This is a genomic window from Ramlibacter sp. (assembly GCF_029866045.1).
Taxonomy (GTDB): domain Bacteria; phylum Pseudomonadota; class Gammaproteobacteria; order Burkholderiales; family Burkholderiaceae_C; genus Ramlibacter.
In genome coordinates, this window is sequence record NZ_JARXAB010000078.1 from 1 (window position 1) to 14076 (window position 14076).

Annotated in this window: 11 protein-coding genes; 10 read left to right on the plus strand and 1 reads right to left on the minus strand. The window is 63.2% G+C overall.

Annotated features, from left to right (window positions below; all coding sequences use genetic code 11):
• Positions 1-112: 112 nt before the first annotated feature.
• From pyrC to QE494_RS08730, 8 genes are all read left to right on the plus strand, one after another.
• On the plus strand, positions 113-1150 hold the full coding sequence (gene pyrC / locus QE494_RS08695) for a dihydroorotase (RefSeq protein WP_300042535.1): 1038 nt from the start codon (positions 113-115) through the stop codon (positions 1148-1150).
• Positions 1151-1197: 47 nt separating this feature from the next.
• On the plus strand, positions 1198-1974 hold the full coding sequence (locus QE494_RS08700; RefSeq protein ID WP_300042586.1) for a DUF3025 domain-containing protein: 777 nt from the start codon (positions 1198-1200) through the stop codon (positions 1972-1974).
• Between the two features lie 69 nt (positions 1975-2043).
• Complete coding sequence (gene htpX / locus QE494_RS08705; protein ID WP_300042536.1) at positions 2044-2919, plus strand: protease HtpX; 876 nt, start codon at positions 2044-2046, stop codon at positions 2917-2919.
• Between the two features lie 137 nt (positions 2920-3056).
• A complete protein-coding gene (locus QE494_RS08710; protein ID WP_300042537.1) occupies positions 3057-4136 on the plus strand; it encodes a ketopantoate reductase family protein in 1080 nt (359 codons plus the stop codon).
• On the plus strand, positions 4133-6304 hold the full coding sequence (locus QE494_RS08715; protein ID WP_300042538.1) for an acetate--CoA ligase family protein: 2172 nt from the start codon (positions 4133-4135) through the stop codon (positions 6302-6304). The genes QE494_RS08710 and QE494_RS08715 overlap by 4 nt, the downstream gene beginning before the upstream one ends.
• A gap of 89 nt (positions 6305-6393) precedes the next feature.
• Entirely contained in the window at positions 6394-7374 is a 981-nt protein-coding gene (locus tag QE494_RS08720) for a tripartite tricarboxylate transporter substrate binding protein (RefSeq protein ID WP_300042539.1), read from the plus strand.
• Positions 7375-7478: 104 nt separating this feature from the next.
• Positions 7479-9641, plus strand: coding sequence for an indolepyruvate ferredoxin oxidoreductase subunit alpha (locus QE494_RS08725; protein ID WP_300042541.1), 2163 nt, complete (start codon positions 7479-7481; stop codon positions 9639-9641).
• Positions 9638-11233, plus strand: coding sequence for an indolepyruvate oxidoreductase subunit beta family protein (locus QE494_RS08730; RefSeq protein WP_300042542.1), 1596 nt, complete (start codon positions 9638-9640; stop codon positions 11231-11233). Before QE494_RS08725 ends, QE494_RS08730 begins: the two co-directional genes overlap by 4 nt.
• A gap of 17 nt (positions 11234-11250) precedes the next feature.
• On the opposite strand, the gene QE494_RS08735 is transcribed toward QE494_RS08730, so the two are convergent.
• Positions 11251-12024 carry a GntR family transcriptional regulator gene (locus tag QE494_RS08735; RefSeq protein ID WP_300042543.1) on the minus strand — a complete coding sequence of 258 codons (774 nt, stop codon included), beginning with the start codon at positions 12022-12024 and terminating at the stop codon, positions 11251-11253.
• A gap of 88 nt (positions 12025-12112) precedes the next feature.
• Between QE494_RS08735 and QE494_RS08740 the strand changes: the two genes are divergently transcribed.
• Positions 12113-13282 carry a CaiB/BaiF CoA-transferase family protein gene (locus QE494_RS08740; protein ID WP_300042544.1) on the plus strand — a complete coding sequence of 390 codons (1170 nt, stop codon included), beginning with the start codon at positions 12113-12115 and terminating at the stop codon, positions 13280-13282.
• Complete coding sequence (locus QE494_RS08745; protein ID WP_300042545.1) at positions 13279-14076, plus strand: enoyl-CoA hydratase-related protein; 798 nt, start codon at positions 13279-13281, stop codon at positions 14074-14076. The genes QE494_RS08740 and QE494_RS08745 overlap by 4 nt, the downstream gene beginning before the upstream one ends.

Sequence of the window (14076 nt, forward strand, 5' to 3'; positions counted from 1 at the left end):
GGGTTGGGGCGATTTGGCGAGCGAAGCGAGTATGAGCCCCGGCCCGTGACCCCACCTCGGGCACCCAAGCAGCCGCACAAAAGCAGCCGGCAGGTTTGAGACAATACGCCCCATGACCCAAGAACTCACCCTCATACGCCCTGACGATTGGCACTTGCATGTGCGCGACGGTGCCGCCCTGAACGTGGTGGTGCCACACACCGCCGCGCAATTTGCCCGCGCCGTCATCATGCCCAACCTCAAGCCGCCTATGACCACGGCCGAGCAGGCACTGGCCTACAAAAGCCGCATCCTGGCGGCTGTGCCCCAAGGCGTGGCCTTTGAGCCATTGATGACTTTGTACCTGACCGACAACCTGGCCCCGGCAGAAATTGCCCGCGCCAAAGCCGCAGGTGTTGTGGCCTGCAAGTTGTACCCGGCAGGGGCTACGACCAACAGCGACGCGGGCGTGACCGACCTGCGCAAAATCTACCCTGTCCTCGAAGCCATGCAGCGCGAAGGCATGCTGCTGCTGGTGCACGGCGAAGTCACCTCGTCCGACATCGACTTGTTTGACCGCGAAGCCGTGTTCATCGAGCAGCACCTGATCCCGCTGCGCCGGGACTTCCCGGGTCTGAAAATTGTGATGGAACACATCACCACGAAAGAAGCTGCCGACTATGTGGCTGCAGGCGACGCGAATTTGGGTGCCACCATCACCGTGCACCACCTGCTGTACAACCGCAACGCCCTGTTTTTGGGCGGCATGCGCCCGCATTATTACTGCCTGCCCGTGCTCAAGCGCGAAACCCACCGCCTGGCTTTGATGCAGGCGGCCATCAGCGGCAACGCCCGTTTCTTCTTGGGCACCGACAGCGCCCCGCACCCGGCGCACCTCAAAGAGCATGCCAGTGGTTGCGCCGGTTGCTACACCGCGCATGCCGCCATCGAGATGTATGCAGAAGCCTTTGACCAGGCAGGTGCGCTCGACAAGCTCGAAGGCTTTGCCAGCTGGTTTGGAGCTGATTTTTACGGTCTGCCGCGCAACACCAGCACCATCACCCTGCGTCGCGAAAGCTGGACGCCCGAAGAAAGCTTTCCTTTTGGCGAGGCCGAACTCAAGCCCCTGCGTTCCGGAGAAAGCCTGCCGTGGCGTCTGGTGTCGGGTTGAGCCCCAACAGGGCTGGGCGCCGCTGTGCGCCAGCTTCCAGCTTGAGTGTGCCCGACATCAACTGGGATGCGCCTTGGCTGGCCGACTGGCGTGCGGTGGGTGAGCCCATCGCGTGCCAAGTGGCGGCGGGCACGACTCAGCTTGAGGCCTTGAACGCGGTGGGCTTTGCCCCTGTGCGCTTTGTGCCGCAAGCCGATTTGCCCGAAGGTCAGGCCTACGAAGATTTCATCTTCGCCGCCGGCCAGGTGCCCACCCGCGAAGGCCTGCACGACTTTTTCAATGCATTGTGCTGGATGCATTTCCCGCAGGCCAAAAAACGCCTGAACCAGTTGCAATCCCGAGAAATCGCCCGCGCCGGGGTGGGCCAGGTGCGCGGCCCAGTGCGCGACGCCGCCACGGTATTTGACGAAAATGCGCTGCTGATCCAGACCTCCGATGCCGTGTGGTCTGCCTTGACCGAGCACCGATGGGCAGATGCTTTCCTTGGGTTGCGCAGCGAGTGGGCACTTACATGCCTTTGGGCTTTTGGTCACGCCGCGCTCGAAAAAGCGGTGCAGCCCTACAAGTCGATCACCGTGCACCTGTGGCGCGTCCCGCAAGGCGTGGCGCACGCTGACCTCGACGCTTGGCTGGCGCAAGACCTCACGCCTGAAAAGCTGGCCCGCAAGCCCTTCAGTCCCTTGCCTATGCTGGGGGTTCCCGGTTGGTGGCTGGCCAACGAAGATCCAGCGTTTTACGCCGATGCCAGCGTTTTTCGCCCCCAAAGAAGCCAGCGCCTGGCAGAAAAACCGTACGCCAATTCGGAAATCTTGCCGTCGGATTGATTTTGCAGTCCAACCCCCTAATATCCCTCACAACGTGCCCGCGTCTTTCGGGTGAAAGTGAAACTCAACATGAAACGCATTTTTCTATTCATTGTGACCAACCTGGCCGTCGTGCTGGTGTTGGGCATCGTCGCCAACTTGCTGGGCGTGAACCGCTTTTTAACGTCCAACGGCTTGGACCTGGGCGCTTTGCTCGGCTTTGCGCTGATCATGGGCTTTGGTGGTGCGATCATTTCTTTGCTCATGAGCAAATGGATCGCCAAGATGTCTTCGGGCGTGAAACTCATTGAACAACCGGCCAACGCTGATGAAGCCTGGATCGTGGACACCGTCCGCAAGTTGGCCGACAAAGCCGGCATCGGCATGCCCGAAGTCGGCATTTTTGAAGGGGATCCCAACGCTTTTGCCACGGGCGCTTTCCGCGATTCGGCTTTGGTGGCCGTGTCCACCGGCTTGCTGCAAAACATGACGCACGAAGAAATCGAGGCTGTACTTGCCCACGAGGTGGCGCACATTGCCAACGGTGACATGGTCACCATGACCCTGATCCAGGGCGTGATGAATACCTTCGTTGTCTTCCTCTCGCGCGTGATTGGCTACGCGGTCGACAGCTTCCTGCGCCGCAATGACCAAGAGAACACCGGCCCCGGCATCGGCTACTGGGTCACCACCATCGTGCTGGACATCGTGCTGGGCTTCCTGGCGGCCATCATCGTGGCCTGGTTCTCGCGTCAGCGCGAGTTCCGCGCCGACCGCGGCGCCGCCCAGCTGATGGGGCAGCGCCAGCCCATGATCAACGCCCTGGCCCGCCTGGGTGGCATGGTGCCCGGCCAGCTGCCGCAAGGCCTGCAGGCCTTGGGCATCACCTCGGGCGTGGGCAAGCTGTTCTCCACCCACCCGCCGATCGAAGAGCGCATCGCGGCTTTGCAGAACAACGCCTCTTAAGGGGCGGCTTGGCCTGGCCTCTCGCGCCAGGCTGTTCGATGGGCCCAGCGCATGGCGCTGGGCTTTTTTATGGCCCCGCGAGATACCAGGGTTAACCATAGCCTTTAAACATCCGGATGTTCATATGATCGTCCGGCATGGCAGGGCTACCCTCGCTTCCCCACAGCGCTTCACTGTCGATCGCCATCGTTGGCGCGGGCGCGATTGGGTGCCGACTCGCGTTCCACCTCGCGAAGAATGGGGTGGCCTGTGTGCTTTTCGATGGGTGGCCCGCGCACGTTGACGCAATCAATCGCGTCGGGCTGCAATGCGCCGAGGGGCACCAAACAGGCACAGTTCGGCTTCGGGCCCACGCGCTAGATGCTCCGGTGAGCGATCAATTCGATGTGGTTCTCGTGGCCGTGCGCAGCGACCAGACGGCGCGGGTCGCGCCGGTCGCTGCCCGCCTGCTGAAGCCCAGCGGCGTCTTGGTGTCTTGTCAGAACGGTATCAACGAACATGTCCTGGCCGAAGCGGTTGGCTTGGACCAGATCTTCGGTTGCACCATGGTTTACGGAGCGCGGTTGGTGGCCCCCGGCCGTGTCGAGGCCCTCCAGGGCGAGGACACGTTCCGTGTCGGAGCCTGGGACGCGGGCCGGGCGAGCGCCTTGAAGCTGGAAGAACTGGTGAGTCTGTTTGCGCTGTGTGGCCTGGCCACCCGCACGGATAACCTTCCTGGCTATCGCTGGATGAAACTGGCCCTCAATGCGATGGCCAATCCCTTGCTGCTGCTTTCGGGGTTGACGGCTTCTGAACTCCATTCGCATGAACTGGCCAGGCGGCTGATGGCAGGGATCGCCCGCGAGGTATTGGCTGCGGCCGAGGTATCCGGCGCGCGGGTCGAGCCTCTTCTGGGGATCGATGCGGCCCGCTGGGTGTCACGTCACCCCCACGACGAGGACGCGATTGACCAGTGCCTGTCCCGGCATGGCGCGGCGCTCGGCGCGCGGCGCCTGTCAATGGTGGCCGACTTCCAGGCTCGGGGTCGGACGGAAGTCGATCACATCAACGGCTTTGTCGTGCACGCCCTGCAATCGGCCGGGCTTCCTGCTCGCCTGAACCAAGGCGTGGTGAATCTTGTCTATGACGTCGAGTCGGGGCGTCGCGCGATGGCGCCCGACAACCTGCGCGAGCTGGCCCTCCTGATGCCAGACACATTTCAAAAATCCCTCACATGAACCCCTCCCGCCATTCGCTGCAATCCCTGTTCGAGCCGCGCGGCGTCGCTGTATACGGTGCGTCGGCCACGCCGGGAAAACTCGGCCATAGCGTGCTGGTGAACCTTCAAAAGGGCGGATTTCCTGGCGTCATCATCCCCGTCAACCCGTCCGCCCAACTGATCGAGGGCTTGCCTTCGTTTCCCAACTTGGTGGACATGCGCCAACAACAGCCGCAGACACCGGTCGATTGCGCTTTTTTGGCGATACCCGCTTCCGCAGTGGCCGCTGCACTCGCCGATTGCGAGCAAGCCGGCGTGAGCACAGTGATCATCGGGGCCAGTGGATTCGCCGAACTCGGCGACGACGATGGATTGGCCCGCCAGAACCAGATCGCGCAGTGGTCGCGGCGCACGGGTATCCGCGTGCTGGGCCCGAACACGAACGGCATCCTGAGCGTTCCCGACCGACTCAGTCTTGGCTACAACTCATCGCACAGCCAGGTGTTTCCCTTGGGCACTGTGTCAGTCGTTTCCCATTCTGGCGCCCTGTTCGATGCGGTCGCCCGGCGGCTCGTCGATGTCGGCTGCGGACTGGCGCGCTTCGTGCCGGTGGGCAATGAGGCCGACATCTCCATGACGGAGGTCATGGCCTGGCTGATCGACGATCCGCACACGCAGGTGATTGGCCTGGTGATTGAGGGCCTGGACGATGGCGAGCGCTTTCGCGCTTTGTGCCTTCAGGCGCGCAAGCGAGGCAAGTTCGTCGTCGGTTTGAAGGTCGGTCGTTCGTCGCGCGGGGCCTTGGCCACGATGGCGCACTCGCGTCGTATGGCGGGTCAGGCGCGCACCTACGACGCACTTTTCGATGCTGCGGGTGTGGCCAGTGTCGCCACCATCGAGGCCTTGGCGGGCACCTGCGCTCTGCTCGCCCAGGCTGCCGCCAGGCCGCAGGCCGAGCGCGCCCTCGCGGCAAAGGACGATCGTTGGATTGCTGTGACGACCTCCGGCGCGGGCGGCGCGATCCTGGCCGACATGACCACGGTGCGCGGCATGGTGCTGGCTGGCCAGGCGGACGGACACTGGCCGCCCGAGGTTGAATCTCGCCTCGCCGCGCTGCCGACTTCTGCGCCGATTCTCAATCCCATCGATACAGGCTCGCTGGGTGACTGGAGCCTGCTGGATCCGACGTACGCCATCGTCGAAGCCGCGGGTTATTTCGGGCCGACGCTGGCGTTTGCCCATATCGCAGCCAATGACCGGATGGCGCAGGCACTTTTGGCGGCGCTGGCCGCGCGGCGAGCCCGATGCGCGGCTCCGATTGCCGTACTTGCGCCCGGTGGGCTTGGGGCCGCGATGGAGCGCCGCTATCTCGACGCCGGTATCCCCGTGTTCCGGGATACCGCTGCCTGTCTCGACAGCTTGGCCGCCGCCTTTGGGCAGCTGGCCGATGACCGCGAATGGGGTGAGGTATCGCCGGCCATGCTCCCTGAGCCTGTGCGCGCCGGAGCGCCGCGCCTACTGACCGAACTGGAGAGCGCGAAGCTCCTAGCTGCGGCGGGAATTCCTGTCGTCCCCTCGCACGCCGCGCGGGATGTCGCACAGGCGCAGGCGGCCGCTCGTACCCTGGGATACCCGGTGGTTCTGAAGGCGTTGGCGCCGGGCGTCGCCCATAAGCATGACCTGGGCCTCGTGGCCGTGGCGATCGGCAGCGACGCCGAGTTGGGCACCCGCATGGCGGGCATGCGAAGCCAGCTGCGCGCGCACCACCTCGATGAAGCAGGTACGACATGGATCGTCCAGCCGATGCTGAAGGCGCCCCTGGAGCTCATTGTCGGCATGACGAGTGAGCCCGGCCTGGGACGTTTCCTGATGGTCGGCCTGGGAGGGCTCCTCGCCGAAACCCTGGATACGGTCGATCTGTTTCATATTGACCATCCTGATGCACGAATTCGGCACCAGCTCGCGCGGTCTCTCACGGCAAGGGCGCTCGAAAAGTTCTCGGGCCAACCCTTGGACGCAGCGATCGAACAGGTGATGGGCTTGCTTGCGAACCTGCGCCGGTTTTTACGCGAGCACGAAGCCTCCATCGATTCCATTGACATCAATCCTTTGCTTGTTGGCCCCGGCGTTTTCACGGCGGTCGATGCGCTCGTTGTGCTGACCGACGGCGAGGATAAAGCGGGCTGATTTGATCCGCTAAAGTGTTCCACAGAGATAGTTCACCCAAGCCCCGTTCGCTGCGCCGAGCCGCGAACACCACCTAGAAGGAGACATGCATGCACACCATCCCACGTCGCTCGATCGCCCTGGCGCTCGGCTTGCTTATGGGCGTCGCGAATCTTGCGAACGCTCAGGCTACGTTCCCCGACAAGCCAATTCGCATCATTCTTGGTTTTGCGCCTGGCGCCATCACGGATACCGTGGCACGCGCTGTCGGTGCGCAGATGTCCAAGAACATCGGCCAGCCGGTCGTGGTCGAAAATCGCGCGGGGGCCGGTGGCACGCTAGCTTCTGAGGCGGTTGCCCGCGCGCCTGCGGACGGCTACACCTTGCTGTTGGGTGAGGCCGGCGGAATGTCCATCAACCCGCTGTTGATGCCGAACCTCAGCTACAACCCCGAGCGTGACTTTGTACCCATTGCCCAGGTCGTGAATCTCCCGCTGGTGCTGGTGGCTCACCCCGGCGCCAATATCAAGAAAGTTGGCGACCTGGCCACCTACGGCGCTGCGAACAAAGGTCTGAATTACGGAACGGCCGGACCTGGAACCATTCAGCACCTGAGCGTGGAACTGTTCAAGGTGGCCTCCAAGCTGCCGTTCAACCACATTCCCTACCGCGGGGGTGCGCCTGCCCTCAACGACCTGGTGGGGGGGCAGATTCCTTTGCTCAGTGTCACGGTGGCTACCGTCTCGCCTCAGGTCAAAGCCGGGCAGGCCATCCCGGTCGTGCTCCTCGGAAAGAGCCGCTCGGCCGCCATGCCGACCGTCCCCACCTTGGTTGAAGCGGGCTTCCAGAATATTGAGATGGGCAATCCCTGGCAGGGTTTCTTTGCGCCAGCCAACACACCGCCGGCCATCATCAACCGCCTCAATGCAGAAATTCGCAAAGCGGTTGAAGCGCCCGAAGTCCGCGACAGGTTGACCAGCGCAGGGGCCGAGGTTGTGGTGGGCTCGTCTGAAGACTTCCGCGTCATGCTGCGTGCCGAAAAAGCCGCTTGGACCCAGGCAATTCAGGCGGGTGGCGTCAAGCCCCAGTAACACAAGTACCCAAGCGACCGTCAGCGAAAGGCTCTCGCCTCCGAGGAGGAGAGCCTTTCGCGCGCCTTCGCCGCTAGCAAGCACAACCACCTGGATCACCCGCCATGGAAGTATCGTTTCACGAAGAGATCAAGTCCCTCCGCTTGGGAGAGGGCCAAGCGTTTCATGGCGAGGGGATCCTGGCGATCACCAAGGGGCTGCTGCAGTCGGGGGTGTCCTATGTCGGGGGCTATCAAGGCGCGCCGGTTTCGCACCTGCTCGACGTGATGGTGCAGGCACGCGACTACATGGCGGAGTTGGGCGTCCACGTCGAAGCCTGCTCCAACGAGGCATCGGCCGCAGCGATGCTCGGTGCTTCGCTCCACTACCCTGTGCGTGGCGCTGTGACTTGGAAGTCCATCGTCGGGACCAACGTGGCGGCAGATGCCTTGTCCAACCTGGCGTCTCCCGGCGTCGTGGGCGGGGTGCTAATTGTGGTGGGTGAGGACTACGGTGAGGGCGCCAGCGTGATCCAGGAGCGCACCCACGCTTACGCGCTGAAGTCGTGCATGTGTCTGCTCGATCCGAGACCCGACCTGTCCCAGATGGTGGACATGGTGGAGCATGGCTTCGCGCTCAGTGAGGCCAGCAACATGCCTGTACTCATGGAGCTACGCATTCGCGCCTGCCATGTCCGGGGAAGCTTTACCGCGCGCGACAATGTGTCGCCTGATGTTTCCACCCGTCAATTGATGGCCGACCCGGGTGTCTTCGACTATATGCGGCTGGCACACCCGCCCGTGACCTTCATCCACGAAAAGCGCAAGATCGAACAGCGCTTGCCCGCAGCCCGTCGCTACATTCGTGAACATGGCCTCAATGAAACCTTTGAGGGCAACGTTCATCAAGATATTGGTCTGATTGTTCAAGGCGGTCTCTACAACACGCTGGTGCGCACGCTGCAGCAGTTCGATCTGGCCGACGCGTTTGGCCAGTCGGCTTTGCCGATTCACGTTTTGAACGTGACCTACCCGCTGGTCCCCGAGGACCTCGTGAAGTTTTGCGAGGGAAAGCGGGCGGTTCTCTTGCTTGAAGAGGGCCAACCCGAGTACATCGAGCAGGAGTTGGCGCTGGCGCTGCGGCGCAGCGGTGTCGACACCCCTCTGCATGGCAAGGACGTCCTCCCGCGCGGCGGCGAATACACCGCCGAAGCCATGGCCCAAGGCCTGCGTCAATTTCTGCAACTGCATCAAGCCGATGCGATCCCCCCGGCCACTGCGGCGTGGCTCGATGCCAATGCCCAGCGGCGCAATCAGCTCGTGCAGTCCTTGCCGGCTCCCCTGCCGGCGCGTCCTCCGGCCATGTGTGTCGGTTGTCCGGAGCGGCCTGTCTTCTCGGCGCTCAAGCTCGCGCAACAAGAGATTGGCGCGGTTCACATTGCGGGCGACATTGGTTGCCACGCGCTGGCGACCTTCGAGCCGTTTTCGATGGGGCACTCGATCCTGGGCTATGGCATGAGCCTCGCGAGTCGGGCGGGCGTATCGCCCTTGATGGAGCGCCGGGCGATTTCCATCATGGGTGACGGAGGCTTTTGGCATAACGGCTTGTTGACCGGTGTGCAAAGCGCGCTGTTCAACGGTGACGACGCCGTGCTCCTGATTTTCAAGAACGGCTACACCTCAGCCACCGGTACGCAGGACATCATCTCTACCCCCGACGAGGCGGCCAAGTCGGGTGCGCCCGACAAACGCGCCAGCTTGGCGCATACCAACCGAACGATTGAATCGACACTCAGCGGCCTGGGTGTGAAATGGTTGCGCACCGTGAATTCCTACGATGTCCATGGGATGCGGGCTACCCTCACCGAGGCAATGACCACCCCCTTCAATGGCCTGAAGGTGGTCGTCGCCGAAGGCGAGTGCCAGCTCGAAAGGCAGCGACGGATCAAGCCCTGGCTGGCCCAGTTGCTTTCGCGCGGAAAGCGCGTGGAGCAAGTGCGCTATGGCGTCGACGAGGACGTCTGTAATGGTGACCACGCCTGCATCCGCTTGTCAGGTTGTCCCACATTGACGCTCAAGGACAACCCCGACCCCCTCAAGGCCGACCCGGTGGCAACGGTGATCGACGGTTGTGTCGGGTGCGGTCTTTGTGGTGAGAATGCCCATGCCGCGACGCTGTGCCCGTCGTTCTATCGTGCAGAGGTCATCAAGAACCCGCGGTGGCACGAGCGGCTGCGTGCCGGTTGGCACGGCGCTGTGCGCGCCCTCGTCCAAGGATCTGCGGCATGACACAGCCTATTTCATTGTTGATCTGCGCGCTCGGTGGCGAAGGTGGCGGGACCTTGGCGGAGTGGCTGGTGAATGTGGCTCGGCATGCCGGTTACCCGGTTCAGGCGACATCGATTCCCGGGGTCGCGCAGCGGACCGGCGCGACCACTTACTACCTTGAATTTTTCCCCGTACCCTTGGCTTCCCTGGGCGCGCGTAGGCCGGTCTTGGGACTCAATCCGCTGCCTGGGCGGCTCGACGCCCTGGTCTCTTCGGAGCTGCTCGAAACCACGCGTCAGATCGGCAACGGGCTGGTGTCGCCAGACCGTACGCTCGTGATCAGCCACTCGGGCCGAACCCTCACAACCGCAGAAAAAATGGTGATGGGGGATGGTCGGCGCGACACAGAGTCGCTGGCCCCGCTCGTCAAGGCCCATGCGCGAACCCATCATCTGGTCGACATGGCCACGCTCACGAAAGAGGCGGGAACCATCGTCAGCGCCGTGATGCTCGGTTGTATTGCAGCCAGTGGTTTGTTGCCTTTTGGTCGTGAACATTTCGAGGCGGTCCTCGCGGGCGAAGGGGCCTCTGCCCGTGCCAGCCAAAAAGGCTTCGCCCTGGGCTATGCCGCGTTGGGCGGGGATGTCACGTCAACGACGGTGACCACAGTGCCGCCGGGCGTTCAGGGCGGCGGGCTGCCCCAGGATGCGCGCATCGCTCAGGCTGCTGCGAGTGGGCAGGCGCTGCCACCTGATGTGGCGGCAGATTTTCCGCACGAGACGCACGACATCCTCGCATTGGGTTACTGGCGTGTTCACGAGTTCCAGGGCAAGGCCTACGCACAGGTCTATCTGGATCGGGTGGCAAGGGTTCTGGCTGTTGAACGCTCCCAGGCGGATAGCCGCTTCGCTGTGACGCGCGAGGTCGCGCGGTGGTTGGCGCTGTGGATGTCGTTTGACGACATCTTTCGCGTCGCGGATCTCAAGAGCCGGGCTTCGCGCATGGAGCGTGTGCGCCGTGAAGTGCGCGCTGGCAAAGACGACCTGGTGAAGGTGTATGACTTTTTCAAGCCCGGCATCCCCGAGATCGCTGGCTTACTTCCTGAGTCATTGGGCCGGCGCTTGCTGCAATGGGATCGGCGTCGTGCCGAGGCGGGCCGTAGCGCATGGTCGCTGCCACTCAAGGTCGCCACGCATTCGCTCTGGGGCATTCTGGTGTTGCGCACGCTGGCTGCCGCGCGCGTGCTGCGCCCCCTGGGCAGCCGCTTTCGCGCGGAGCAGCTCCATATCCTGAATTGGCTTGAGGGGGTGATAGTGGCTGCCAACCATCACCCGGTGCTGGCCCTGGAGGTCGCGCGTTGCGGACGGCTGATCAAGGGATACGGCAGTACCAACGAGCGCGGGCAGGCCAATCTGCGGCACATCCTTGCGTATTTGTCGGCGCAGCCGACTCAGGACGACAGTCTTGCGGAGACGGTGGCCCGCATGCGCGAAGCCGCCTTGCAAGATGAAGCGGGCCAGGCACTGGACCAAGTTCTCCGTGAGCACGGCGCGGCGCCTCGGCCCGTGCCGGAGCAGCCTATTCGATTCGTCCGCCGACCCCGCTCAAGCTGATGCGCTGTGATGTCGGTTTAGCCAAGCGGATCCGGGCTTGCCTCGCGCAGGCGCCAGGTGGTCATGAATTCAAAAAGATTCAGCGGGTAGAAGTTGACCGAAATCGACAAGACACGGTCCGCTCCCGCATATTGCCGACGGACCTGCAGCCCCGGCGAGCCGCCCTTCACATGGAGAACCCTCGCGCTTTCTTTGGGCATCGCCACGGCGCTGACGGTCTGGCGCACCTGCAAGATCGGCTCCCCGCCATGTTGTTCGATCAAGCCATAGATCCACGCGCGTCCATCGCCGTCGCGGATATCTTTCACGATGCCCTCGCACTCCGGGCGGACATAAACCTTCATGTGCGCAAGGGGCGTGTCCTCTTCCAGCGGCGCGCGGTAGGTGTCCAGTTCGAGCCAGCGTTCACCCGGCGCGCAGTCCAGCCACTCGGACAGGGGCGGCTTCACCTCGAGCCATCTGCTGCCGAGGAAGTTCAGGCGTGTCTCCTGGGTGTATTGCATCAGGTCACCCAACGAATCCAGCGTGGCAACAAAGCGTTGCTGCGGTTGTGTGCGCTTGATTCGGGTCCCTACGCCTTGTTGGCGATGGAGCATGCCCATGTCGCACAGGATTCGCACCGCATCCCGCAAGGTGTGGCGGGAAACGCCGAACTGGCTACACAGCTGCGGCTCTGGCGGCAAAAGACCACCCACCGGATGGTCGCCTCGCGCAATGGCGTTTTGCAGTTCTTCAGCCACTTGCTGGTAACGCGGCGCAGACGAAACCAAGCGAGAAGAGGGAGGGGGCAAGGCAGTGCGCTCCGATGTTTGACCTCGATTGTCCTCTAGCCTAACATCCGAATGTCCGAACGTATAGTGCCGAAAATGCTAGATATCCATGACCCCGCGTGACCCCGCCGCTCAGCTGCCGCTCTCGGGTACGACCGTGGTGGAACTCGGTCACAGCATTGCCGGACCGTTTGCAAGCCAGATCCTGGGTGACCTCGGCGCCCGGGTCGTCAAGATCGAAAAAGCCCGCGGCGATGACGCGCGTTTCTGGGGCCCTCCTTTTGTAGACGGAGCCGCCGCCACCTTCCAGGCGATGAACCGCAACAAGCGCTCCGTGGTCGCCGACTTGCGTGAGCCCGGCCAGGTCGGGGCCTTGAGGGATTTCATCGTTCACCACGCCGATGTGGTGATTCAGAACATGCGCCCGGGCCAGGTCGCTGAGCTGGGGCTAGGCGCAGACGCGCTACGCACGCTGAACGGGCGCTTGGTGTACTGCAACATGGGCGCATTCGGAAATCGCGGGCCTCTCGCGGACCGCCCAGGGTACGACCCGCTGATGCAGGCCTTTGCCGGAGTCATGAGCGTTGTGGGCGAAGCAGGCGGCGCACCGGTCCGGGTGGGCCCCTCCATCATTGACATGGGCTGCGGCATGTGGGCCGCGATGGGCATTCTCGCGAGTCTGCTGAAGCGCCGTACGACGGGCGAAGGCGGTGTGGTGGATGTTTCGCTTTTCGAGACGGCGACAGGATGGATGTCGATGTTCGCCGCGCAATACCTCGCGGGCGGGGCGATGCCAGGCAAGAACGGATCGGGTCAAACGGGCATCGTGCCTTACCGTGCCTACCGCACGGCTGATGGCGATCTTGTGGTTGCGGCCGGAAACGACACCCTCTTTGCTGCCCTGGCGCGCGTCCTCGGTCACCCCGAGTGGATCGCTGACCCGCGGTTCAAAGAAAATCCCCAGCGCGTTGTCCACGCCCAGGCGCTTTACGCGCTCATCGAGCCGTGCTTCCTGCAGGCCACAAGCGCCCAATGGACGGCCACACTGGAGGCGGCAGGCATTCCCTGCGCGCCAGTCCAAGACACCGCCCAGCTGCTTGCGCATGCGCAGACGCAGGCCATGGGTTTGCTGCAGACACCGCCAGGCAGTTCGATTCCTTTGGTGGGGCTCCCTGTCCAGTTCGACGGTTTACGTCCCGAGCCCCGGTCGGCTGCGCCCGCCCTGGGTGAGGCAGGTTCGATCCAAGACCTGCTCGCTTCATGGAGTTCTTCCGAATGAGTTTCCAGTCCTTTGAAACAATGTTGATCGATGAACCGGCCCCCCACGTGATGCGGGTGACGCTCAATCGGCCTCAGGCGCTCAATGCCATCACGACCCGAATGGGTGAAGAGTTCAACGCGCTGTGGACATCCTTGATTCATGACGCAGGGGATATTCGCTGCGTCATCCTCACGGGCGTCGGTGATCGTGCCTTCTGTGCAGGCGGTGACCTGAAAGAGCGCAGCGGCATGACGGACGCGCAATGGCGTGCGCAGCACGAAATCTTCGAGCGGGCGTACTTCCACCTGCTCGACGTGCCGGTCCCGGTCATTGCCGTCCTCAACGGCGTGGCCTACGGCGGCGGCCTGGAGACAGCCCTCGCCTGTGACTTCATCTACGCCGCCTCCCATGCACGGTGCGCCCTCTCGGAGGTGCGCTTGGGCATCATGCCCGGTGGCGGTGGCACGCAGAACCTGGCGCGTGCGGTGGGTGAGCGGCGCGCCAAAGAGCTGATTCTTCGCGCCGCCCCCTTCGGCGCCGAGCAGGGCCTCGCCTGGGGCTTGTTCAATGCCGTCCATGCACTGCCTGACCTGATGCCTGCGGCACTTGTCTGCGCCGAGGAAATCGCCAACAACGGACCATTGGCGGTGCGCCAAGCCAAAAAGTCCATCCACTTCGGACTTCAAAGTGATGTACGAACCGGCTCGCGCTTTGAAATCGAAGCGTACAACCGGCTGGTGTCGTCCCAGGACCGGCACGAGGGTGTGCTCGCGTTCAACGAAAAGCGCAAACCGCGATTCACAGGCCAATAA

What these genes read in the sequence shown, in the direction of transcription:
- pyrC (WP_300042535.1), top strand. Translation starts at nt 113, where the DNA reads ATGACCCAAGAACTCACCCTCATACGCCCTGACGATTGGCACTTGCAT.
- htpX (WP_300042536.1), top strand. Translation starts at nt 2,044, where the DNA reads ATGAAACGCATTTTTCTATTCATTGTGACCAACCTGGCCGTCGTGCTG.
- QE494_RS08710 (WP_300042537.1), top strand. Translation starts at nt 3,057, where the DNA reads ATGGCAGGGCTACCCTCGCTTCCCCACAGCGCTTCACTGTCGATCGCC.
- QE494_RS08715 (WP_300042538.1), top strand. Translation starts at nt 4,133, where the DNA reads ATGAACCCCTCCCGCCATTCGCTGCAATCCCTGTTCGAGCCGCGCGGC.
- QE494_RS08720 (WP_300042539.1), top strand. Translation starts at nt 6,394, where the DNA reads ATGCACACCATCCCACGTCGCTCGATCGCCCTGGCGCTCGGCTTGCTT.
- QE494_RS08725 (WP_300042541.1), top strand. Translation starts at nt 7,479, where the DNA reads ATGGAAGTATCGTTTCACGAAGAGATCAAGTCCCTCCGCTTGGGAGAG.
- QE494_RS08730 (WP_300042542.1), top strand. Translation starts at nt 9,638, where the DNA reads ATGACACAGCCTATTTCATTGTTGATCTGCGCGCTCGGTGGCGAAGGT.
- QE494_RS08740 (WP_300042544.1), top strand. Translation starts at nt 12,113, where the DNA reads ATGACCCCGCGTGACCCCGCCGCTCAGCTGCCGCTCTCGGGTACGACC.
- QE494_RS08745 (WP_300042545.1), top strand. Translation starts at nt 13,279, where the DNA reads ATGAGTTTCCAGTCCTTTGAAACAATGTTGATCGATGAACCGGCCCCC.